The following is a 20,135-nucleotide window of genomic DNA, read 5'->3' as shown; positions in this document are numbered from 1 at the left end:
AGTTCCGGCCGAGGTGATCAGCACGGAACTCGCACTTTGTGGGGCGTGTGTGAGCAAGTGTGCGCTGACTCACAAGTAAAGGCAGCTGCCAAAAAGGTGAAATCTTTGATCCCCGACGCGCCGAGTTGTACAGTCCTGCCCATGACGATCGCTGTGCGGTGGATGTTGGCGCAGCCGGATCTCGCGCTGGAACTCAAAGGTGGGGCGCAGGGTGTCGGTCGCGAGATCACATTTGCGCACGCCACGGAGCTGCTCGACCCGTTTCGATGGTTGACCGGCGGCGAATTCATCCTCACCACCGGCATCCGATTGCCGTCCACTCAGCAAAAGCGCGGCCGCTATCTCCGGATGCTCGATGCGGCGGGTGTGGCGGCGGTGGGATTCGGAACCGGGCTGTCGTACCCCGAGGTCCCGGCCGATCTGGTGGCCGTCGCCGACGAGATCGGACTCCCGCTGATCGAGGTGCCGCTGCCGACGCCGTTTGCTGCCGTCGTCAAGCGTGTGATGAGCCGGTTGGCAGAGCAGGAATATGAAGCTGTCCTCCGGGCGTCGCGGGCGCAACCGCGGATGACGCGTGCCGTCATTTCCGGCGGAACTGCCGCAACCGTGCGTGAACTGGCGATCGCAACCTCGGCGACGGTGCTTCTTCTCGACGTCGCCGGACGAGTTCTCGAGAGCTCACCTCAACTGCCGACGGACGACGTGATCGACGAACTGCGAGCAACTCTCGGGGGCGGCGCATCCAGCAGCGTGACGCTTGCAAGGTCTGGAGCGTCGATCGCGGTGCAGCAGATCAGCGTCGGGCGAACGCCGTACGGATACCTGGCGGTGATCAGTGCTTCGGCGCTCAGCTACGTCGATCAGATACTGCTCGGTCACGCGAACTCGTTGCTGGCGTTGGACTTCGAGAAACCTGCGCGCTTGCGCGCCACTCAGGATCAGTTGAATTCGCACGCCCTCGGGCTGCTGCTCACCGAAGACCGCGACCCGGCACCGGCGTGGCAACAGATCCGGCAGGCCGCCGACGGCGAGGGAATGATCCGAGGGTTGACAGTTCTTGCCGACACGTCCGACGTAGCGGGACGCGTCGGAGTCGAGATTGCCGAGTTCATGAACAAGGCAGGGCGGCAGTTGTTCTCGCGAATCAACGACACTCGCGTCACGGTGCTGCTGCGTGGAACCGACGACGTCCAGTTCGCCCGAGAGCTACTGGGCGGGGTATCGAGGTCGGATCTTCGCTCACTTCGTGTGGGCCTGAGTGCGCGGCGCGTGGTCGCAGCGCTGGCGGTCGCCGTCGAACAGTCCCAGCTGTGTGCGTCTGCGGCGGAAATCGGTGGCGAGCCTTTGGAATTCGCGGCGCTGACCGGAAGTGTGCTGCTGTCTTTCGATTCGACGCGTGAAGTACTCAACACGCTGGCGGAAACGATGATCACACCGATCGAGGACTACGACCGTGACAACGGCACCGAACTGCTGGCGTCGCTGCGGGCATTCCTCGAGGCCAACGGGCACTGGGAAGCGGCAGCCATCACGATGGGCGTCCACCGGCACACGCTGCGAAGCCGAATGGCGAAGGTGGAGAGCTTGATCGACTGTCGACTCGAGGTAGCGAGAGTTCGTGCGGAACTGCTGCTCTCGATCATTGCCCGGCAGTCGTGACTGCCGGGCAATGATCGAGACTTGGCAAAGCGGCCGTCAGGCCTTGCTGCGGGCGATGATGTCGGCGGCGGTTCGCTGCCCCATCCGGACAGCACCGTCGACGTGCTGGTACCCCTCGGCCGCGATGTCGGAGCACGAGAAGTGGATCGGGCCGACGGGTGTGCGGGAATCCGCGCCGTATCGGTGCAGGCCACCGAGGTCGAAGCTGGCCGCGTACGCACCGCGGGTCCATTCCTCCGAGCCCCAGTCGGATTCGTAGTACACAACCGGTTCTTCGGCCTTCGGGCCCAGATAGCGGGCAAGTGAGGCCAGAATCGTGGCCTTACGCTCCTCGACGGAAAGCTCGAACATCGCGTCGGCCTTCTCGTCGGAGACGAAAGCGACCAGTGTGCCGCGATCGTCCTCGTGGTTGGTGTTGTCGTACACCTCCTGCACTACCTCGGACGCGCCGAAGCCGGTGCCGGAGAGGCCGGCTTCGCGCCAGAAAGGCGTCTCGTACACCGCGTGCACCTTGATGACGAGGCCGAGGGACTGGTGTTGGTGCATCTGGTGCTGACGACGCGGCAGCGGGGGATCGTACGAGATCCGGGAGTAGAGGTTGGGCGGTACAGCCAGGATCACTCGGCTTGCCTCGACGCGAACATCGCCGTCCGCCAACACCGTTGCACCGGATTCGTTCCACTTCACCGTTCGCACGGGTGCGTTGAGGAAGACGTCGTCACCGAGGGCCTCCGCCATGCGGATCGATACCTGCTGCATTCCGCCGATCACTCGCTTGTCGAGGATGAAGTCCTCGTCGACGAGGTGGGAGAACGAGCCTGCCGAAGCGGCCATGAGTACGGCCTGCAGGGCAGAGAACGAGTGGGCGGGCTTGGTGAGCATGCCACCGGCGATGAAGAGGCCGATGTTGTCACGTGCCTCGGCGTCGTCGGACTGATTGATCAGCCACTGCTTGAAGGAGACTGTGTCGAGATCGCGGGCGAGGGGATGTGCCCACGGTTCCTCGGCGCCGATCTGTGCTGCGAGATCGTCCATCTCGTCGATGAGACGGTCCATCTCCTTCTTCGTGGTGTCGTTCGTGGGGAAGGAATCACCCGTGTACTGCGTCCGCTCACCTGCCGACGAGATGTAGACGGACTCGCCCTCTCGGTAGCGCTCGAAAGTTTTCAGGCCGAGTTCGTCGAGCAAGGAGATCAGCGCGGTCTGGTCGGGGGAGACCCACTGGCCGCCGATTTCCAGAACTGCTCCGTCGATGGTGTCGGTCCACGTGCGGCCGCCGACGCGGTCGCGCGCTTCGATCACAGCGACGGTCAAACCGGCCTTGCGCAGCGCGGTTGCAGCTGCCAGGCCAGAGGGGCCGGCGCCGACGATTGCAACGTCTCTCTGGAGAGTAGGCACTTGCGAGCTCCTTCATGTTGAGCACCGCTCGAGTCGAAAGCTGCCGACGAGCGAGTGCACGGGTGTCGGTTTTCAGTCTGTCCCGAGGAGACGCACACCACACCTGACGAAACGGAGTGTTCGATCGTTGATCTTGTGCCGTTTAGGCGCGGCTAGCCGTTGATGACGTGGCGATCGCCGAGCGGTCGGCTCAGCGGAACGTCCAGGCTGCCGAACACGGCAACCAAGATGCACATCTTGTCCGCGGCCTCCGGCAATGCTCCGGTTCGGAGCGTGACGATCACCGTCGTATCAGTCTCTTCGACGGTTGCGTACGCGCCGTAGCACTCCGGAGTGCCGGTCACGAAGTGGACTGCCACCGTGTGATCGTCGACCTCGGACCACGATTCGAACATGGTGGCCGTCGCACCCACGATGTCGGTGCGGCTGTCGAACTCCGTGCCCATCTCGCTGTCGTCGACCTCGTCGGGAACGGGGGTTCCGAGCGACCAGTCGGCGGGACTTGCTTCGTTGGCCGCCATCGGATTCGGCGCAGCAACCGGCCCCGTTGTCTGGGCCCCGACGGAGCATCCGGCCACAGCAAGGCAGGCCAGAACGGCGAGGGTTAGTACACGCATGAATCCACCGTAACCCTGCTCAAGCGAGTAGCGCCGTGACCAGCGCAATCGCCGGTATCGACGCCAAAGTGGTGACAAAGGCGCTGTCTCGGGCGAGGACCATTCCGCGCCGATATCGGCTTGCATAGATGAAGACGTTCTGTGCCGTCGGCAACGTCGAGACGACCACGATGGCGAACAACTGATGGCCGTCGATGCCGAGGAGGAAGTGCGCCATCAGGTAAGCCAGCACTGGTTGGACGACGATCTTGAGGGTCGAGGCAAGCGCGACGTCGCGGCGCGGACTGGAGCCCTTCTCGAGCACTCGTACGCCGTACAACGAGAGCCCGAATGCCAGCAGTGCGCCGGGGACCGACGTGGCGCCGATCAATTCGAAAGGCTGCATCAAGGGTCTCGGCGGTACCCAACCGATCAACGCCACGATCAACCCCGCAGCGCCCGCGAGCACGATCGGATTCTTGAACGGAGCGGTGACAGTGTCGATCAGTGACAGTTTTTCGGCTTCGCCCCGCAATGCCGTGAGATCGAGGATCGTCAAGGCGATCGGGGAGTACACGACGATCTGGAAGAGCAGGAGCGGCGCGACGAACGTGGCATCGCCGAGCACGAACACCGCGATCGGGATCCCGAGGTTGGCCGAATTCACGTACGACGCCGACAGCGCGCCGATAGTCAGTTCGGGCAGCGGCCGGTTGAGCCAGATCTTTGCAACGACGACGTACAGAGCGCCGACGGCAAAGGCAGTAGCCGACGCGACCGCGAGCGTCGGGGAGAAGATCACCGACAGATCGGACGACGCGAGGGTGGTGAACAGCAGGGCAGGCGTCGCGACGAAGAAGACGAGTCGACCGAGAACGAACTGTCCTTGGCTACCGAGGGTGCCGAGACGGCCGAGCAGATACCCGACCGCGATGACAACAAAAATGACGGTGAAACCCGCAACAACTCCCGACACGCTGCGGGCACCTCTCGACTGGAATGAATAACTTCGGGAAATCTTAGTCCGGGCAACAAAAAGGCCGCGCAGTCGAGTGACTACGCGGCCTCTTCGGTACTTCTACGTGTGACTACCGAGCACGTATGACTACCGTGCGGCGGTGAAGGGGAGCAACGCCATTTCGCGTGCGTTCTTCACTGCAACGGCGACCTGACGCTGCTGCTGCGGGGTCAGGCCCGTGACGCGACGGCTGCGGATCTTGCCGCGGTCCGAGATGAACGTGCGAAGCAAGTTGATGTCCTTGTAATCGACATGCGTGATCTTCGCTGCGAACAACGGGTTCTTCTTGGGCTTACGACCCTCTACGGGGCGTGGCTTCTTCGACGGTGAACGCTTGACTGCCATCCGACTTCCTTACCAGCTCGACTTGTGTACGCCAGGCAGTTCCCCACGGTGCGCCATTTCTCGCACGCGAATCCGGGAGAGCCCGAACTTCCGCAGGTGGCCGCGCGGACGTCCATCCGCAGCGTCTCGATTGCGCAATCGTACCGGACTGGCGTCGCGTGGTAGACGTTGCAGGGTCGCTTGGGCCTTCGCGCGCTCCTCGGGTGAGCTTTTCGGGGAGCGGATTGCCTCCTTGAGCGCCGATCGCTGCTCCGCGTATCGCTCGACGATGACCCGTCGCTGGTTGTTCTTGGCGATCTTGGACTTCTTGGCCATGCCTACTTCTCTTCTCGGAAATCGACGTGCTTGCGCACCACGGGGTCGTACTTCTTCAGTACGAGTCGATCGGGGTCGTTGCGACGGTTCTTGCGGGTCACGTACGTGTACCCGGTGCCCGCCGTGGACTTGAGTTTCACGATCGGGCGGATCTCGTTGCGTGCCATCTGCTCAGACCTTCTCGCCGCGCGCGCGGATCCGGGCGACGACGGATTCGATGCCGTCGCGGTCGATAGTCTTGATGCCCTTGGTCGAGAGGGTGAGCGTGATGCGACGACCCTCGCTGGGCAATACGTATGTCTTGCGCTGGATGTTCGGGTTCCAGCGACGATTCGAACGCTTGTGGGAGTGCGAGACGGATTTTCCGAACCCCGGCACACGTCCGGTCACTTGGCAGTGAGCCGACATGGGTGTTCCTTTCAACTTGCAGATGACAATCGTTTTCGACAATGCGGTGAGATCAATGTAGCGTTCAACCTCGGTAATGACAATCATTCCCAGAAAGGCCCGCTGTGAACACGATCCTGGACGGCAGGACTCCGCTGGTCCTGGTCGCCGGCATGAGCGAATCCACTCCACACACCGCACGAGCGTTGTTGCGAACCGGAACTGTTCTGGTTCACCACGACCTGAGCCACGTCCGTGAAGGGGTGGTCCGGCGGACGGTCACCTCGATGACCGGGGGCACCGGGTCTGCCGGCACGGTGTCCGAACGCGAGACGATCCTCGAGCTCGCGCACGGCTGCGTCTCCTGCACTCTGCGCGAAGACTTGCTACCGCTGCTGCGTCGCCTTCACTCGCACAGTTCGGTCCAGCGGATCGTCTTGCTGCTTGACCGCCAACTCGAACCCGAAGCGCTGTGCTGGGCGATCGAGCATGTCGTCGTGACCGGCGTCGTCGGCCAAGTGGACGGACCAGCGCAGCGTGACTGCCGCGTCGACGCCGTCGTGACGTGCATCGACGCCCAGACCTGGCTTGCCGACGCCACCGGCGACGAAGCCCTCGACGACGACCGCACCCTGGCTCAGGTCGTCGTCGGGCAGGTCGACTTCGCCGACGCTCTCGTACTGCGCGGGTCCGATGGACTCGACGGCTGGCAGCGGTCCCGCTTGAACGCGGTTCTCGCGCGCATTGCTCCGCGGGTACCCGTCTTCGATGAGGGAGACGACATCGAGGCACTGCTCCTCGCGGTGCCTGCGGATGCGCGACGCGGTGAGCTGGCCGACGCTCACTCACCGCTGTTGCGTCGTCAGCCGCCGCTCGACGACGACGGCGGCGTGATGCTCGTCGAGTTCACTGCGAACCGGCCGTTCCACCCCGGGCGGCTGCACGAGGCGATCGACGTCCTGCTCGAAGGTGTCGTCTATTCCCGCGGGCGCGTCTGGGTGGCGACTCAACCGGGCGAAGCGCTCTGGCTCGAATCGGCGGGCGGTGGCCTGCGAGTTGCCAGCGCGGACACCTGGCTGGCCGCGATGACGCCGCAGCAACGCGAGCGCGTTCCAGCCGAGCGCCGTGCGCTCGCGGCCCTGAAATGGGACGAGCGTTTCGGCGACCGTGACACCTCGATGGTCGTTCTGACGTGCGGTGCGAACCCGCTCGAGATCGACCGAACACTGCAGCACGCCCTGGTCACCGACGAGGAGTTGGCCGACGAAGCGTCGTGGACCACCTGGGAAGACCCGTTCGGAGAGTTCCACGAAGACCCGTGCGACGAATCCGAATCACCCTATGCCGAAACCGAATCAACGCGAGAGGGAAACGAATGAAGAAGCAGATGCACCCCGACTACCACCCCGTGGTGTTCCAGGACGCCAGCACCGGCAAGAGCTTCCTGACCCGGTCGACCGTGACGAGTGAGCGCACCGTCGAATGGGAAGACGGCGGCACATACCCGCTGTTGGTCGTCGACGTCACGAGCGACTCGCACCCGTTCTGGACCGGAGCACAACGAGTGATGGACACCGCCGGACGCGTCGAGAAGTTCGAGCGTCGCTACGGAAAGCGCAAGGCACTCTGATGGCCGTTCCCAAGCGGAAGATGTCGCGTTCCAACACCCGCAGTCGCCGTGCCCAGTGGAAGGCGACGGCGCCCGATCTGGTCGAGGTCACGGCCTTCGGCCAGACCCACCGGGTTCCTCGGCGACTGGTCAAAGCAGTTCGACTCGGGGTGATCGACCCGAGCCGCATCTGACCGTGCGATCCTTGGCCGGTGCTGCTGAGGATCCTCGAACTGGTGGGCATCGTGGCGTTCGCGGCCTCGGGTGCCTTGGTGGGCGTCACCAAGCGACTCGACATCTTCGGGGTGTGCTCGGTGGGTGTGTTCACCGGCATCGGCGGCGGTATCGTCCGCGACGTCCTCCTCGGCGTCCATCCGCCCAGCTCGCTGAGCAGTTGGCCGTACTTCGGAACGGCCGCCGCCACCTCACTCGCCGTGTTCTACCTACACGAGCCGCTCAATCGACTGCGTCGTGAAATCCTGGCGCTCGACGCGCTGGGGATGGGCTTGTTCGCGAGTACCGGCGCCGTCATCGCGCTGGACAACAACGCCAGTTCGCTGGCGGCGACGTTGATCGGTGCGACCGCGGCGATCGGCGGCGGAGTGATCCGCGACGTCCTCGTCAACGAGGTACCGCTGCTCCTGCACAAAGACCTGTACGCGGTTCCCGCACTGCTCGGCGCTGCGTTGGTGGTCACAGTCTCGCAAGCCGGACTGTCCACCAACGCCGCGCTGGTGTGCGGCACGGCGTTCGCCGCGGTGTTCAGACTGCTTGCGTTATGGCGTCATTGGAGCCTGCCCGGGCCCAGGCGAACCCGGGACTGACCGCGACACGCCGGAGGCCGGAATCGGACCCTCTCAGCCGCATCTCAGCACTTCAGTCCAAACTGTCGGTATGCGTATTTTGGTGGTCGACGACGACCGGGCGGTTCGCGAGTCGCTTCGGCGGTCGCTCAGCTTCAACGGCTACACGGTCGAGCTCGCGGTCGACGGGCTCGACGCACTCGAGAAGATCCTCGCCAACCGGCCGGACGCCGTCGTGCTCGACGTCATGATGCCGCGACTCGACGGACTCGAAGTGTGCCGTCGTCTTCGCAGTGCCGGCGACGACCTGCCCATCCTCGTGCTCACCGCCCGCGATTCGGTCAGCGAGCGAGTCGCCGGCCTCGATGCCGGAGCGGACGACTACCTGCCCAAGCCCTTCGCTTTGGAAGAGTTGCTTGCCAGGTTGCGTGCACTACTGCGTCGCACCGCGCCCGATCTGGACGCCGATTCCGAAATGATGGCCTTCGAGGACCTCACCCTCGACCCGGTCACCCGTGAGGTCAAGCGCGGAGAGCGATCGATCAGCCTGACCCGCACCGAGTTCTCCCTCCTCGAAATGCTCATGGCCAACCCGCGTCGCGTGCTCACCCGTGGACGCATTCTCGAAGAGGTGTGGGGGTACGACTTCCCGACGTCCGGCAATGCGCTCGAGGTGTACGTCGGCTACCTGCGTCGCAAGACGGAAGCCGACGGCGAACCGAGGTTGATCCACACCGTCCGCGGAGTCGGCTACGTCCTGCGGGAGACGCCTCCGTGATCACCGCTCCGTTCGGCAAGAACGCCGAACCGAAGAAATCCTCCACCACCCAAGCGTCCGTCGAAATGCGCCCGCCGATGCCACTGACCCGTTCGGTGTCATTGCGTTGGCGTGTGACGCTCCTCGCTGCGTCGGTGGTGGCCATTGCCGTCGCAGTCATGGCGATCGCGGCGTACGCGGTGGTTTCGCGTGCGCTCTACGCGGACGTCGATCACCAGTTGCGTACCAGGGCGGCGGTGCTCATCGACAGCAATGTCGTGCGATTCGATCCTCGCTACATCTCCGGTGCGACGCTGTACACCACCGACATCAGTGTGGCCCTGATCTTCTCGGACCTGAGCACGTACCAGCCGCCCGGTTCCGACGTGCCGATCGGTGAAGCCGAAGATGCCGTAGCGCGTGGCGAATCGGATTCTTCGCTGCGAACCGTCGACGGTCAGCGAGTGCTTGCTCAACGAACCCATGACGGAAGCACTTTGGTGATCGGTCAGCGGCTCGCGCCGACCGTTGCAGTACTGGACCGACTGGCCTGGGTGCTCTTCGTGGTCGGCGGGTGTGGCGTCATACTTGCTGCGGTGGCGGGTACTACCGTGGGCCGCACCGGTTTACGGCCCATCGCCAGGCTGACTGCCGCCACCGAACGCGTTGCACGGACCGACGATCTGACGCAGATCCCCGTTACCGGCAGCGACGAATTAGCGCGCCTGACAGAGAGTTTCAACACGATGCTGCGGGCGCTCGCCGAGTCCCGTGAGCGTCAGTCGCGCCTCGTCGCGGACGCCGGACACGAGTTGCGCACACCGTTGACTTCGTTGCGTACCAACATGGAATTGCTGATCGCGTCCAGTCGCCCCGGTGCGCCGCAGATTCCCGACGAGGACATGGCGGAACTTCGTGCCGACGTCGTCGCGCAGATCGAGGAACTGTCGACTCTGGTAGGTGACCTTGTCGATCTGGCCCGCGAAGACGCGCCCGAAACCGTGTACGAGCGCGTAGACGTCAGCGACGTCGTCGAGCGTGCGCTCGAACGAGCGCGGCGCAGGCGCAACGAAATCGAGTTCGAAGCGGTCACCACTCCGTGGTACGTCTACGGAGATCAGGCGGGCCTGTCGCGTGCGGTGCTGAACGTCCTCGACAACGCTGCGAAATGGAGTCCGAAGGGCGAACAGGTACGCGTCGAAATGCGTCCGGTCGGCCAAGGATTGTTGGAATTGACCGTAAGTGATGCGGGGCCTGGCATTCCGGAGGAGGATCGGGAGTTGGTGTTCGATCGTTTCTACCGGTCGACCGCGGCACGTTCGATGCCGGGATCGGGTCTGGGACTTGCGATTGTGCGTCAGGTCGTCGTCAAGCACGGCGGCACCATCGCGATCGACGAATCCGATCGTGGGGGAGCGCTTGTTCGTATCGTGCTTCCCGGCGAACCAGGGCCGAGCGCCGAGTAGCGTGTTCTGTAGACCCGTTGGTCCCGTGCTTCGGTGACTGACGTCACGAGTTAATGCGTTCGGCCCGAGAGTCTTTCGGGCCGAGCCGACAACACCGGATTTTCACGTCGAACTCTGGGTAAAGTGACAGGCACGTCTCAGCGCCTTCTCAGCAGCGCAAGGCAGCATTGTCGGCAGAACAGTTGTGACTGCCCGTCCGGTGGTCACCGTAGACGAAAGCGAGCCGATGACCGAGGACCGTAACGTCGGGCCGACCCGGCCCGAGCAGCCCAACAGCGAGCCCACCACCCAAGCGCAGCCGACAGCACCTCAGGCGCAGCCTCCCGTGCCGCCGCAGCAGCCTCAGGGGCAGGCGCCTCAGCAGCCGTACCAGCCGACCGAATCCTTTGCCCGACCCACTGAAGGCCGACCCACCGAAGGCCGACCCACCGAAGGCCGACCCACCGAAGCCTTCGGGCAGGCGCCGCAGCAGCCCACGCAGGCTTTCGGCCACCCGCACGGTGCCCATGAGGCCGCGTACCAGCAGAGCGCCCCGTACGGCGCACCCAACCCTGGTGGCCCCGGCGGTCCGAACGGCCCGGGCGGCCACAACCAGATCCCCGCACCGCTACAGGGGCCGAACTCCGGTTCGACCACCACAAAGCCGAAGTCGGGACGCATGGCGCTGGTTGCCGGCGCTCTCGCCCTGGTCCTGGTCAGTGGTGGTGTCGGTGGCGTGGTCGGTGCCGTCGTCGCGGACCGCAACGGTGGAACCGCGACGGTCACCAACTCTCTGAACGCTCCGAAGCCCACTGCGACCAACACGTCCAACGCTCCCGCCGGCTCGGTTCAGGCCGTTGCCTCGAAGGTGGTGCCGAGCGTCGTGCAGATCGAGGTGGCCACCGCGCAGGGACAGGGCGGTGAGGGTTCCGGTGTCATCCTGTCCTCCGACGGTCTGATCCTGACCAACAACCACGTTGCCGGTGCTCAGGGAGCGCAACTTCGCGTCGCGTTCTCCGACGGAACCAAGGCCTCGGCCACCCTTGTCGGTGCCGATCCCGTCTCGGACATCGCCGTCATCAAGGTCGACGGCCGCAACGACCTCACCCCCATCGATCTCGGGAACTCCGGCGACGTTCAGGTCGGACAGCAGGTTGTGGCCGTCGGGTCCCCGCTCGGCCTTGCCGGCACGGTCACCGAAGGCATCATCTCCGCACTCGATCGCCCGGTGTCCACGAGCGGCGAGTCCGGCAACCAGAACACCGTCATCGACGCTCTGCAGACCGACGCAGCGATCAACCCCGGCAACTCCGGCGGCGCCCTCGTCAACATGGACGGCCAGCTGATCGGCATCAACACGGCGATCGCCTCGCTCGGAGCCTCGTCGGGTACCCAGGGCGGTTCCATCGGCCTCGGGTTCGCCATCCCGATCGATCAGGCACGCCGCGTCGCCGACGAACTGATCAAGACCGGCAAGGCGACTCAAGCCATGATCGGCGTGACCGTACCGTCGCAGGACAACGCCGACGGCGCAACCGTCATGGATGTCACTGCTGACGGGCCGGCCGCCAAGGCCGGTATCCCGAAGGGTGCAGTCATCACCAAAGTCGACGATCGTGTTGTCGCAGATGGTGATTCGCTGATCGCGGCAGTGCGTTCACATGCTCCCGGCGACAAGGTTTCGATCACGTACAGCGACGGCGGGCAGACCAAGACCGTCGACGTCACGTTGGGAACCGCGGCAGCGCAGGGCGGCCGATGATGTTCGGCGATCAGCAGACGATCGACCCGATCTTCGGCCAGATCGCAACGGCGTCGGGATCGGACACTACGGTAGGTGTCATGGAACTCGAAGCCACATCGGCCGGCCGCGCTCTGGTCGTCATCGTCGACGATCGCACAGCCCACGGCGACAACACCGACTCCATCGGTCCACTGGTTACGGAACTGCTGAACGAAGCGGGTTTTCTCGTCGATGCGACGGTCGCCGTCGCCGCCGACGAAGTGGAGATCCGCAACGCTCTCAACACCGCAGTCATCGGTGGCGTCGACCTCGTGATCTCGGTCGGCGGTACCGGGGTATCCCCGCGTGACGTCACTCCCGACGTGACCGCAGAGGTTCTCGATCGCGAGATCCCGGGAATTGCCGAAGCACTTCGCGCTTCCGGTCTGTCGGCCGGATCGCTCGAAGCAGGCTTGTCCCGCGGCCTCGTCGGGGTTTCGGGAAGCACCGTGGTCGCCAATCTGGCGTCGACCAGGCCGGCAATTCGCGACGGCATGGCAACCCTGACGGCTTTGGCGAGTCACGTCATCGCCGAGCTGTCCAGCCTCGAGGGCTGAGTCAGCTTGTCGGAGCAACCAGATACGCCGAAGAAGCCGCCAGTCGACAAGAAGCGCCTGGCGCACATCTTCGGGGACGTCTTTCCCGAGACGACGTCGGACGAGCGGGGGCCTGAAGGTTCCTCGCGATCCTCGGACGACGACTGGCTGCGCAGTCAGCGGCCCCCGCACCACGGCGGTTGAGAAGTAAATCAGGCCCTCGGACAAATGTCCGAGGGCCTGATTTGTTCTGTGAGCGCTGCCTATTCGAGCGTCTTGGCGTGAGCTCCCGTGTCGGCGCCGCTTCCGTTGGCGGAGAGGATGTCGCGGATCTGGATGAGCAGATCGGTTTCGCTGGCTTCCTTGTCCTCAGGCTCGGAGACGAACTTCTTCTTTGCCGCATTCGCGGGAACGATCAGCACGAAGTAGACGACCGCCGCGATGATGATGAAGTTGATGATCGCGGTGACCACGGCGCCGATGTTCAAGAATGTCTCGGGGTTGCCTGAGATGATTTCGACACCCCAGCCCAACTCGTTTGAACCGCCGATTGCGGCGATGAGTGGATTGATGATGTTACTGGTGAATGCCGTGACGATGGCGGTGAAGGCTGCGCCGACGACAACGGCGACGGCCAGGTCGAGCACGTTTCCGCGAAGCAGGAAATCCTTGAATCCCTTGAGCATGTCGGTGTCCCCTCGAGTCTCCGATGGCAAGTGCCAGATGGTTCGTTGATACCGAACCGACTGGAAAAATCCTAGAGGAGCTTCGGACGCTTTGTGCGGTCAGCGGAATGTCACGGTGATCGCATTGGACAGGGATGCCGCGGCAACGACGTTGGCTGCCGGTGTCGGCAGAGCCAACAGAATCACCTGTTCCTGCTGGTTACGTGTACTTTCCGACGTGGTGACCAGCGCGACTACTGCTCCCGCCGCAAGAATCTGCGGGGCCTGGTCGGCAATTGATTCGTTGGGTGTGTCGGGGCGGGATGTGTCAGTGCGGGATGTGTCAGGGCCGACGGTCAGGACGTCGACGACATCCCCGCTGCGCAACATGTCCGCGACGGCTGCATCGGCCAATCGAACGGGGACGATACGGGCGTCGTCGGTTCCTACCGACAACCCGGCCAGCCGTGGGCTGAGAACGCGCACGTCGGTGACGGTTTCTCCGGAGCGAATCGGGCCGGCAACGGTTCTCCCGACTACCAGGTCGGTATCGGAGACAACTCCTTCGGGAAGCTGTTTCGAGTCGATCTCTCGGATCTCGACATCCGAATCCGCGATCACCTGTCCGGGAGTGAGATCGCGACTCGAGACAACTGCAGCGACGGTATCGGTCGCGGGATCGCCTCGGAAGAAGAGAACGACGCCGAGTGCTGCCAGGGCAACGGCTGCGATCTTGCGGACTGTCGCCGTGCGGAACCGAGTGCCGCGCGTCAGTTCGACGACGCGATCGAAGGTGCTCGGGGTGAGATCGAGCTGGGCGCGCAGTGGATCGGAGCGCCTCGGCGAGCGAGAACGTGCTGACGGCATTCATGCACGTTAGGGCCGGAAGCGGTGCTTCCGGCCCTAACGATGTGAAACTGTGGACAACCCGGAGGTTGTGGAAATCAGCTTGCGGCAGCCTTCGCGGGCGCCGGCGTGCTGGTCGACGAACTCGATGTCGAAGAGGAGTCCGACTTGGACTCGGACTTCGCAGCGGGTGCCGAATCACTCTTGGCGGGCTCGCTCGCAGTCCCGGAGCCGCCGCGGCTGTCGGTGCGGTAGAAGCCGCTGCCCTTGAACACGATGCCAACAGAGTTGAACAGCTTGCGGAGCTTGCCTGAGCAAGCTGGGCAGACCGTCAGCGAATCTTCGCTGAAGGACTGGACGATGTCGAAACGGTTGTCACATTCCGTACATGCGTATGAGTAGGTGGGCACCGGGCTTCCTCCGCACTGTGATGTTCGAGCAGCCGCGTATTTACACCGCAGCCTTTAGCACTCTACAAGTGACAGTGCCAACAGCGCTAATCAGGGATCTATTCCCGCAGATCAATCGCCCTGGAGCCGCGTGAGGCCGCCGCTCGGCGTCAATGCCCAGCCCATCGGAATGTCGTGGTCGTCGGCCGGCAAGATCTCGACGAGTTCGGAGTCTCTGACAATTGCCACGAGCCGAGTCTGCGGTCCGACCGACCCGAGCGTCCGGTCGTAGAAGCCTGCGCCGCGGCCGAGGCGTGTTCCACGAAGATCCACCGCGAGAGCAGGGATCAGCATGCATTCCACGTCGGACAGGGTTTCCGGTGGTAGGACGGGTCCGGCGGGCTCCCGAATGCCGTACTTCGCGGGGCGCAAACCGTCGGCACCGCTGTATTGAACCCAGGACAACGGTCCGGGTTCTCCGGTGATCGGAAGTAGTACACGCTGCGCGATCTCGGCAACGGCGTCGAGCAAGTCGGTGGAACCTGGTTCGGTGCGGGTGGGGACGTACGCACAGACGGTTGAGCCGTCGACAATCACTGAACGTATGTGCGTGATCAACGCCGCAGTTTCCGTATTTCGAGTGTGCTCGGAGACTGCATCACGTGCTGCGAGTGCGATTTGTCGCCATTGTGCTTTTGTCTGAGGTGTCACCCCGCAACGATATTCGTCGTGCTGACCGAGCGGTAACAAGCGGCGGCTAAGGTGTTGGCATGACAGACGTTGTCGCTAGCAGCACGAGGGCCTTCCGTACGGCCGTGGTTCCCGCAGCCGGACTTGGTACGCGTTTCCTGCCTGCCACCAAGACGGTTCCGAAAGAATTGCTGCCGGTCGTGGACACACCGGGTATCGAACTGGTGGCGGGTGAAGCTGCGGACTCGGGAGCCGAGCGGCTCGTCATCGTGACGTCCCCGGGCAAAGATGGAGTGGTTGCGCACTTCGTCGAGGATCTCGTGCTCGAAAGCAAGCTGGAAGCGAGCGGAAAACTTGCTGCCCTGGCAAAGGTGCGCAAAGCGCCGGGTTTGCTCGAAGTCGATTCCGTGATTCAGGAGCAGCCCCTCGGCCTCGGGCACGCAGTCGGTTGCGTCGAGTCGGTTCTCGACGACGACGAAGATGCCATCGCGGTCCTTCTGCCCGATGATCTCGTACTCCCGCGTGGCGTCCTGGAGATCATGGCGCGAGTTCGGGCCAAGCGCGGCGGGTCCGTTCTCTGTGCAATCGACGTTCCCAAGGACGCAGTGAGCGCTTACGGCGTCTTCGACGTCGAGATCGTTCCCGACGCGGTCAATCCCGACGTCCTCAAGGTCGTCGGCATGGTCGAGAAGCCGGCTGTGGAAGACGCGCCGTCGACCTTTGCCGCTGCGGGTCGCTATCTGCTCGATCGTGCGATCTTCGACGCACTTCGCCGCATCAAGCCGGGAGCCGGCGGTGAGTTGCAACTCACCGACGCCATCGCTCTCCTGATTTCCGAGGGTCATCCGGTTCACGTGGTGGTGCACCGCGGAACGCGTCATGACCTGGGCAACCCCGGCGGGTACCTCCGCGCTTCGGTTGACCTGGCACTCGACAGCGACGATTACGGTCCGTCCTTGCGTAAGTGGCTCGCGGATCGGCTCGACCGCTGAGCGTGTCGCCACGGTGGTTGATCGCCCGATAACGCAGTATCAATGTGCTTGTCCCTTTTCGAAGGCAAGGCATCATGAGCTGACGGATATCACCGAATTTCCAGACACAGGAGGACGCGGACCAGATGCGGTCGGTTGAGGAGCAGCAGACCAGGGTTACCGCTGCTGCAGTGGCACCCCGTCCGGTTCGGGTCGCCATCTCGGAGGCGCAGGGACTGCTGTGTGCCGAGGAAGTGGTGACCGAACGCCCATTGCCGGGATTCGATCAAGCTGCCATCGACGGTTACGCGGTTCGCAGTGTCGATGTCGCCGGCGCTGGAGCCGACCTCCGCGGCGAGGACGGCGAGCCTACGGACCTCAGCTTGCCGGTGGTCGGCGAGGTGACGGCGGGCTCACGCCAACCGATCCGGTTGCAACCGCGTCAGGCCGTTCGAGTCGACACGGGCGCGCCGTTGCCCACGCTGGCCGACGCAGTTCTTCCGCTCGAGAACACCGACGGTGGTCGCGCTCGCGTTCGGATCTTCGAGCCGGTGCGTTCGGGCGATTACGTTCGCCGTGCAGGCGACGACGTCCAGCCGGGCGACGTGGCCGTTCGGGCAGGCACCATCATCGGAGCCGCGCAGGTCGGTTTGCTTGCCGCGGTCGGTCGCGACAAAGTGCTCGTCCATCCGCGTCCGCGTCTCTCCGTCATCAGCGTCGGTGGAGAACTTGTCGACGTGGATCGCACGCCGGGGCCTGGTCAGGTCTACGACGTCAATTCGTATGCCCTCGCCGCCGCAGCGCGCGATGCCGGCGCCGACGTCAACCGTGTGGGAATCGCAGGCAACGACTCGCGCCGTCTTCGCGAAGTAGTCGAGGGACAGCTGATTCGCTCGGAAATCGTTGTCATCGCCGGTGCCGTGGGCGGCGGAGCGTCCGACGAGGTTCGTGAGGCGCTTGCCGACCTGGGGACACTCGAGGTGGAGCGCGTTGCCATGCATCCGGGATCAGTGCAGGGCTTCGGCAAGCTGGGACGAGACGAGGTTCCGACCTTTCTCCTACCGTCCAACCCGGTCAGCGCACTGGTGGTATTCGAAGTCATGGTTCGCCCGCTGATCAGAATCGCGCTCGGACGCCGCCAACCGATGCGGCGAATAGTGAAGGCGCGCACGGTGGGAACGATCACGTCGATTGCCGATCGCAAGGGTTTCCTGCGTGGTCAGCTGATGCGTGACGAAGCGACGGGGGAGTATCTGGTGCAGGCACTCGGGGGTGCGCCCGGTGCGTCCTCACATCTCCTCGCGACCTTGGCGGAAGCCAATTGCTTGGTTCTTGTCGATCGAGACGTCACCGAAGTGCACATCGGTGAAGAAGTCGACGTAGCTTTTCTCGCCCAACGTGGGTAACGCCGACCCGAGTGGGGTGTGATGTCAGTCCATCCAGGATGGCCGGAAGATCTCGGCCCACTGCGAGTGCCCGCGGGAGTGGTGACCGTCCGCCCCGTGAAGCTCCGTGACGCTGCTGTGTGGAGTCGCCTCCGCATTCGCGATCGCGAGCACCTGGAGCCGTGGGAGCCCACCGGAGAGTCGCCCTGGGATGCTCGCCACCACATCACTGTCTGGCCGTCCCTGTGCGGGAACCTTCGCTCCGAGGCGCGCAAGGGCAGGATCCTTCCCTTGGTGATCGAACTCGACGGGAAGTACTGCGGGCAGGTCACCATCGGAAATGTCGTGCGCGGCGCTCTGCGGTCCGCCTGGGTGGGCTACTGGGTCGCCTCGCACGTCACCGGCGGGGGCGTAGCCACAGCGGCCGTGGCGCTCACACTCGATCACGCATTCTCGAAGGTCGGTCTGCATCGAGTGGAGGCGACCGTTCGGCCGGAGAACGCGTCGAGTCGCGCAGTCCTACGAAACGTTGGGTTCCGGGAGGAAGGTCTTCTCAAGCGCTATCTCGATGTCGACGGCCAATGGCGTGATCATCTTCTGGTCGGAATGACCATCGAGGAAGTACCCACCACCGTCGTCGACAGATTGGTGCGGTCCGGACGCGCTTCGTGGGTGTGACCAATACGGCGCCACGAGCGTGAGAAACGCGAGCTAAACGGCAGTTACCGCTGAGTAGTCCTACTTTCGGCCGGAAAAATGTGGTTTTTGATTCAACCAGAACTTGAGACTTTTGGGACTGAACCGGAAGTTCAGTTCGGTACGCGTGTGACACATGAGTATGGTGGGGTTCGGCGCGTCGGCAACGATGCGAGGGCGTCGGCCGTTAACCTTGACTCGTCAACGGCTGGCATAGGTGCTGGTAGGTGATCGGGAGGAGGCCGCGGCATGCCTAGCTCATTCGTGTGGATCGGGCTGGTGGCCGTGTGGCTGTTCGTCCTGGTGCCGATGCTTGTCAACAAGCGCCCCAGGATCCGGCAGACGAGTGACGCGGCGCTCGCGACTCGAGTACTCCACCGCGGCGACAGCAACCCTGTTCAGCGCGGGCCGGCAGCAGGACATCGAAGCGATCCGAACTGGCAACCAGAACCAGTGCGCAGCAGCTACGACGCGGAGGACCAGATGGACACTCACGCAGAAGACGACTACGCCGGCGGTCGTGCACCGGTCGGAGAATTTGTTCCCGTTCGGCGCGGCCGAGGCGGATTCGACCCCGAAGCGGATGCCATCGCCCGGGAGGCGCGGTACGCATTCCGTCAGCGGACATTGTTGGGCCTGGCATTCGTCGCGATTCTCTCGGGTGCTCTCGCATTGATCATCTCGCCGATGGTGTGGTGGTTGTTTGTGCTGACCGTGTGCGGCCTCGGTGGGTATATGGCGTACCTACGTCGGCAGGTTCGGATCGAGCAGGAGATTCGCCGTCGTCGCACCGAGCGCCTCAACCGATCGCGACTCGGAGTCGAATCGCACACCGACGAAGAGCTGCGCCTGATTCCGGCGCGACTGCGCCGACCAGGAGCGGTTGTCCTCGAGGTCGACGACGAAGATCCGGCGTTCGATCACCTGGATCACTACGAAGAAGAGATCAGGCACACCGAGATGCGTCGCGCGTCCGGTCAGTGACCTATCTCGGTCGATCTTCTGGGCAGATCTTGTCGGGCCGAAAGTTCGTGTCGGGTGATTCCAACGGGAGTATTCGTTCCTGTTAGAGTTGCCGAGCACCGCTGAGGCGGTGGCACGGGGCTGTGGCGCAGTTGGTAGCGCGCTTCGTTCGCATCGAAGAGGTCAGGGGTTCGATTCCCCTCAGCTCCACCAAGAAGTACCAGCAAAAAGGGTCTTTCAACGAAAGTTGAACGGCCCTTTCCTGCATTTTCAGAGCCTGCCCGAATTGTGAAGATTTAGCTCGAGTGTGCGCCGTTTCATACGATTGCGACCGCTGATCCGGACCGTTGAGCTTCCAAGTGAGGGATGATCCTTGGGCGGATACATGTTTGCCGGAAATGTAACGAGGGTGTGTCCGGTGCGATAGGCACGATGAGTCTGCCGCAGTTTTCCGCAGGTCGGACGTATGTGTCGGGGAGGAATGTCGATGAGCCAGCCACGACGGCTAGCGATGATGCTTGTTGCTGTGATGTGCCTGATGGGTATCGGCGTCCTTGCCGTATCAGTCTTCCCTGCCATCGTCGCCGCCCAACCTGGCGGCAACAGTGGCGGTGGAAACAATGGCAACGGAAACGGCAACTACGGCAACAACGGCGGCAATAACAACGGCAACAACGGCAACAACGGCAACAACGGCAACAACGGCAACAACGGCAACAACGGTGGCGGTAACAACGGCAACGGCAACGGCAACTACGGCTGGCATTGCCACCATCACAACTGCGGTACAACGGTAATTCCGACGCCGACCACGACTGAGCCGACCACGACGACTGAGCCCACGACGACGACTGAGCCCACGACGACGACTGAGCCCAC

General features: G+C 63.6%; 26 protein-coding genes and 1 tRNA gene. 16 read left to right on the top strand and 11 right to left on the bottom strand.

The window, feature by feature from the left end:
• Positions 1-141 precede the first annotated feature (141 nt).
• Positions 142-1,659 carry a PucR family transcriptional regulator gene (locus tag ACKAMS_RS31075; RefSeq protein ID WP_046378983.1) on the top strand — a complete coding sequence of 506 codons (1,518 nt, stop codon included), beginning with the start codon at positions 142-144 and terminating at the stop codon, positions 1,657-1,659.
• 36 nt (positions 1,660-1,695) lie between these two features.
• On the opposite strand, the gene ACKAMS_RS31070 is transcribed toward ACKAMS_RS31075, so the two are convergent.
• The 7 genes from ACKAMS_RS31070 to rpmB all read right to left on the bottom strand — a co-directional run bounded on the left by ACKAMS_RS31070 (position 1,696) and on the right by rpmB (position 5,739).
• A complete protein-coding gene (locus tag ACKAMS_RS31070; RefSeq protein WP_020908634.1) occupies positions 1,696-3,057 on the bottom strand; it encodes an NAD(P)/FAD-dependent oxidoreductase in 1,362 nt (453 codons plus the stop codon).
• Between the two features lie 152 nt (positions 3,058-3,209).
• On the bottom strand, positions 3,210-3,674 hold the full coding sequence (locus tag ACKAMS_RS31065) for a hypothetical protein (protein ID WP_007727550.1): 465 nt from the start codon (positions 3,672-3,674) through the stop codon (positions 3,210-3,212).
• Positions 3,675-3,693: 19 nt separating this feature from the next.
• On the bottom strand, positions 3,694-4,629 hold the full coding sequence (locus tag ACKAMS_RS31060; RefSeq protein ID WP_019744736.1) for an AEC family transporter: 936 nt from the start codon (positions 4,627-4,629) through the stop codon (positions 3,694-3,696).
• A gap of 129 nt (positions 4,630-4,758) precedes the next feature.
• Positions 4,759-5,016: a 30S ribosomal protein S18 gene (gene rpsR / locus ACKAMS_RS31055; protein ID WP_003946414.1), complete on the bottom strand. Its 258-nt coding sequence runs from the start codon at positions 5,014-5,016 to the stop codon at positions 4,759-4,761.
• Positions 5,017-5,025: 9 nt separating this feature from the next.
• Positions 5,026-5,331: a 30S ribosomal protein S14 gene (gene rpsN / locus ACKAMS_RS31050; RefSeq protein ID WP_019744735.1), complete on the bottom strand. Its 306-nt coding sequence runs from the start codon at positions 5,329-5,331 to the stop codon at positions 5,026-5,028.
• A 2-nt stretch (positions 5,332-5,333) separates the two neighbouring features.
• Complete coding sequence (rpmG, locus tag ACKAMS_RS31045) at positions 5,334-5,498, bottom strand: 50S ribosomal protein L33 (RefSeq protein ID WP_019744734.1); 165 nt, start codon at positions 5,496-5,498, stop codon at positions 5,334-5,336.
• Positions 5,499-5,502: 4 nt separating this feature from the next.
• A complete protein-coding gene (gene rpmB, locus ACKAMS_RS31040; protein WP_020908631.1) occupies positions 5,503-5,739 on the bottom strand; it encodes a 50S ribosomal protein L28 in 237 nt (78 codons plus the stop codon).
• A 104-nt stretch (positions 5,740-5,843) separates the two neighbouring features.
• Here rpmB and mrf point away from each other — a divergent pair, with 104 nt between their 5' ends.
• From mrf to ACKAMS_RS30995, 9 genes are all read left to right on the top strand, one after another.
• Positions 5,844-7,097: a ribosome hibernation factor-recruiting GTPase MRF gene (gene mrf, locus ACKAMS_RS31035; RefSeq protein WP_408989987.1), complete on the top strand. Its 1,254-nt coding sequence runs from the start codon at positions 5,844-5,846 to the stop codon at positions 7,095-7,097.
• Positions 7,094-7,348 carry a type B 50S ribosomal protein L31 gene (locus ACKAMS_RS31030; protein WP_003946367.1) on the top strand — a complete coding sequence of 85 codons (255 nt, stop codon included), beginning with the start codon at positions 7,094-7,096 and terminating at the stop codon, positions 7,346-7,348. Before mrf ends, ACKAMS_RS31030 begins: the two co-directional genes overlap by 4 nt.
• Positions 7,348-7,521 (top strand): 50S ribosomal protein L32, encoded by a 174-nt coding sequence (gene rpmF / locus ACKAMS_RS31025; RefSeq protein ID WP_007727540.1) that lies wholly within the window; start codon positions 7,348-7,350, stop codon positions 7,519-7,521. The genes ACKAMS_RS31030 and rpmF overlap by 1 nt, the downstream gene beginning before the upstream one ends.
• 18 nt (positions 7,522-7,539) lie before the next feature.
• Positions 7,540-8,151, top strand: coding sequence for a trimeric intracellular cation channel family protein (locus ACKAMS_RS31020; RefSeq protein ID WP_003946409.1), 612 nt, complete (start codon positions 7,540-7,542; stop codon positions 8,149-8,151).
• Between the two features lie 70 nt (positions 8,152-8,221).
• Entirely contained in the window at positions 8,222-8,908 is a 687-nt protein-coding gene (locus ACKAMS_RS31015) for a response regulator transcription factor (protein WP_003946387.1), read from the top strand.
• Between the two features lie 65 nt (positions 8,909-8,973).
• Positions 8,974-10,353 carry a HAMP domain-containing sensor histidine kinase gene (locus ACKAMS_RS31010; protein ID WP_020908630.1) on the top strand — a complete coding sequence of 460 codons (1,380 nt, stop codon included), beginning with the start codon at positions 8,974-8,976 and terminating at the stop codon, positions 10,351-10,353.
• A 226-nt stretch (positions 10,354-10,579) separates the two neighbouring features.
• Complete coding sequence (locus tag ACKAMS_RS31005) at positions 10,580-12,094, top strand: S1C family serine protease (protein WP_408989986.1); 1,515 nt, start codon at positions 10,580-10,582, stop codon at positions 12,092-12,094.
• Positions 12,095-12,174: 80 nt separating this feature from the next.
• On the top strand, positions 12,175-12,672 hold the full coding sequence (locus ACKAMS_RS31000) for a molybdenum cofactor biosynthesis protein B (RefSeq protein ID WP_176720912.1): 498 nt from the start codon (positions 12,175-12,177) through the stop codon (positions 12,670-12,672).
• A gap of 6 nt (positions 12,673-12,678) precedes the next feature.
• Positions 12,679-12,855 carry a hypothetical protein gene (locus ACKAMS_RS30995; protein WP_020908628.1) on the top strand — a complete coding sequence of 59 codons (177 nt, stop codon included), beginning with the start codon at positions 12,679-12,681 and terminating at the stop codon, positions 12,853-12,855.
• A gap of 59 nt (positions 12,856-12,914) precedes the next feature.
• On the opposite strand, the gene mscL is transcribed toward ACKAMS_RS30995, so the two are convergent.
• The 4 genes from mscL to ACKAMS_RS30975 form a co-directional block, all read right to left on the bottom strand.
• On the bottom strand, positions 12,915-13,337 hold the full coding sequence (mscL, locus tag ACKAMS_RS30990; RefSeq protein ID WP_003946383.1) for a large conductance mechanosensitive channel protein MscL: 423 nt from the start codon (positions 13,335-13,337) through the stop codon (positions 12,915-12,917).
• A 99-nt stretch (positions 13,338-13,436) separates the two neighbouring features.
• The gene (locus ACKAMS_RS30985) at positions 13,437-14,183 is read right to left on the bottom strand and encodes an SAF domain-containing protein (RefSeq protein WP_047888475.1); all 747 of its coding nucleotides are present in this window, start codon (positions 14,181-14,183) and stop codon (positions 13,437-13,439) included.
• A 77-nt stretch (positions 14,184-14,260) separates the two neighbouring features.
• Positions 14,261-14,572: an FmdB family zinc ribbon protein gene (locus ACKAMS_RS30980; protein WP_003946378.1), complete on the bottom strand. Its 312-nt coding sequence runs from the start codon at positions 14,570-14,572 to the stop codon at positions 14,261-14,263.
• 111 nt (positions 14,573-14,683) lie between these two features.
• Positions 14,684-15,262 carry a 5-formyltetrahydrofolate cyclo-ligase gene (locus ACKAMS_RS30975; protein WP_133727885.1) on the bottom strand — a complete coding sequence of 193 codons (579 nt, stop codon included), beginning with the start codon at positions 15,260-15,262 and terminating at the stop codon, positions 14,684-14,686.
• Positions 15,263-15,321: 59 nt separating this feature from the next.
• Here ACKAMS_RS30975 and ACKAMS_RS30970 point away from each other — a divergent pair, with 59 nt between their 5' ends.
• From ACKAMS_RS30970 to ACKAMS_RS30945, 6 genes are all read left to right on the top strand, one after another.
• On the top strand, positions 15,322-16,233 hold the full coding sequence (locus tag ACKAMS_RS30970) for a UTP--glucose-1-phosphate uridylyltransferase (RefSeq protein ID WP_019744725.1): 912 nt from the start codon (positions 15,322-15,324) through the stop codon (positions 16,231-16,233).
• A 125-nt stretch (positions 16,234-16,358) separates the two neighbouring features.
• On the top strand, positions 16,359-17,618 hold the full coding sequence (gene glp / locus ACKAMS_RS30965) for a gephyrin-like molybdotransferase Glp (protein WP_408989985.1): 1,260 nt from the start codon (positions 16,359-16,361) through the stop codon (positions 17,616-17,618).
• A gap of 21 nt (positions 17,619-17,639) precedes the next feature.
• Complete coding sequence (locus ACKAMS_RS30960) at positions 17,640-18,275, top strand: GNAT family N-acetyltransferase (protein WP_007727523.1); 636 nt, start codon at positions 17,640-17,642, stop codon at positions 18,273-18,275.
• A gap of 267 nt (positions 18,276-18,542) precedes the next feature.
• A complete protein-coding gene (gene glpR / locus ACKAMS_RS30955) occupies positions 18,543-19,277 on the top strand; it encodes a gephyrin-like molybdotransferase receptor GlpR (protein WP_182260956.1) in 735 nt (244 codons plus the stop codon).
• Positions 19,278-19,393: 116 nt separating this feature from the next.
• Positions 19,394-19,469, top strand: a tRNA-Ala gene (locus ACKAMS_RS30950).
• Between the two features lie 274 nt (positions 19,470-19,743).
• A partial coding sequence (locus tag ACKAMS_RS30945) for a hypothetical protein (protein ID WP_408989984.1) occupies positions 19,744-20,135 on the top strand: 392 nt, incomplete at its 3' end.

It is taken from the genome of Rhodococcus sp. 5A-K4 (assembly GCF_046097995.1).
Lineage (GTDB): Bacteria > Actinomycetota > Actinomycetes > Mycobacteriales > Mycobacteriaceae > Rhodococcus_F > Rhodococcus_F erythropolis.
Note: the sequence above shows the minus strand (reverse complement) of the source record. Positions and strands in the feature narration are given on the sequence as shown.

Excerpts from the sequence above, each read along its gene's own strand:
- ACKAMS_RS30960 (WP_007727523.1), top strand. The coding sequence starts at position 17,640 with ATGTCAGTCCATCCAGGATGGCCGGAAGATCTCGGCCCACTGCGAGTG.
- glp (WP_408989985.1), top strand. The coding sequence starts at position 16,359 with ATGCGGTCGGTTGAGGAGCAGCAGACCAGGGTTACCGCTGCTGCAGTG.
- ACKAMS_RS30985 (WP_047888475.1), bottom strand. The coding sequence starts at position 14,183 with ATGCCGTCAGCACGTTCTCGCTCGCCGAGGCGCTCCGATCCACTGCGC.
- rpsR (WP_003946414.1), bottom strand. The coding sequence starts at position 5,016 with ATGGCAGTCAAGCGTTCACCGTCGAAGAAGCCACGCCCCGTAGAGGGT.
- ACKAMS_RS31065 (WP_007727550.1), bottom strand. The coding sequence starts at position 3,674 with ATGCGTGTACTAACCCTCGCCGTTCTGGCCTGCCTTGCTGTGGCCGGA.
- rpmF (WP_007727540.1), top strand. The coding sequence starts at position 7,348 with ATGGCCGTTCCCAAGCGGAAGATGTCGCGTTCCAACACCCGCAGTCGC.
- ACKAMS_RS31030 (WP_003946367.1), top strand. The coding sequence starts at position 7,094 with ATGAAGAAGCAGATGCACCCCGACTACCACCCCGTGGTGTTCCAGGAC.
- ACKAMS_RS31000 (WP_176720912.1), top strand. The coding sequence starts at position 12,175 with ATGGAACTCGAAGCCACATCGGCCGGCCGCGCTCTGGTCGTCATCGTC.
- mscL (WP_003946383.1), bottom strand. The coding sequence starts at position 13,337 with ATGCTCAAGGGATTCAAGGATTTCCTGCTTCGCGGAAACGTGCTCGAC.
- ACKAMS_RS30970 (WP_019744725.1), top strand. The coding sequence starts at position 15,322 with ATGACAGACGTTGTCGCTAGCAGCACGAGGGCCTTCCGTACGGCCGTG.
- glpR (WP_182260956.1), top strand. The coding sequence starts at position 18,543 with ATGCCTAGCTCATTCGTGTGGATCGGGCTGGTGGCCGTGTGGCTGTTC.
- ACKAMS_RS31015 (WP_003946387.1), top strand. The coding sequence starts at position 8,222 with ATGCGTATTTTGGTGGTCGACGACGACCGGGCGGTTCGCGAGTCGCTT.
- ACKAMS_RS31075 (WP_046378983.1), top strand. The coding sequence starts at position 142 with ATGACGATCGCTGTGCGGTGGATGTTGGCGCAGCCGGATCTCGCGCTG.
- rpsN (WP_019744735.1), bottom strand. The coding sequence starts at position 5,331 with ATGGCCAAGAAGTCCAAGATCGCCAAGAACAACCAGCGACGGGTCATC.
- rpmB (WP_020908631.1), bottom strand. The coding sequence starts at position 5,739 with ATGTCGGCTCACTGCCAAGTGACCGGACGTGTGCCGGGGTTCGGAAAA.
- rpmG (WP_019744734.1), bottom strand. The coding sequence starts at position 5,498 with ATGGCACGCAACGAGATCCGCCCGATCGTGAAACTCAAGTCCACGGCG.
- ACKAMS_RS31005 (WP_408989986.1), top strand. The coding sequence starts at position 10,580 with ATGACCGAGGACCGTAACGTCGGGCCGACCCGGCCCGAGCAGCCCAAC.
- ACKAMS_RS31010 (WP_020908630.1), top strand. The coding sequence starts at position 8,974 with ATGCGCCCGCCGATGCCACTGACCCGTTCGGTGTCATTGCGTTGGCGT.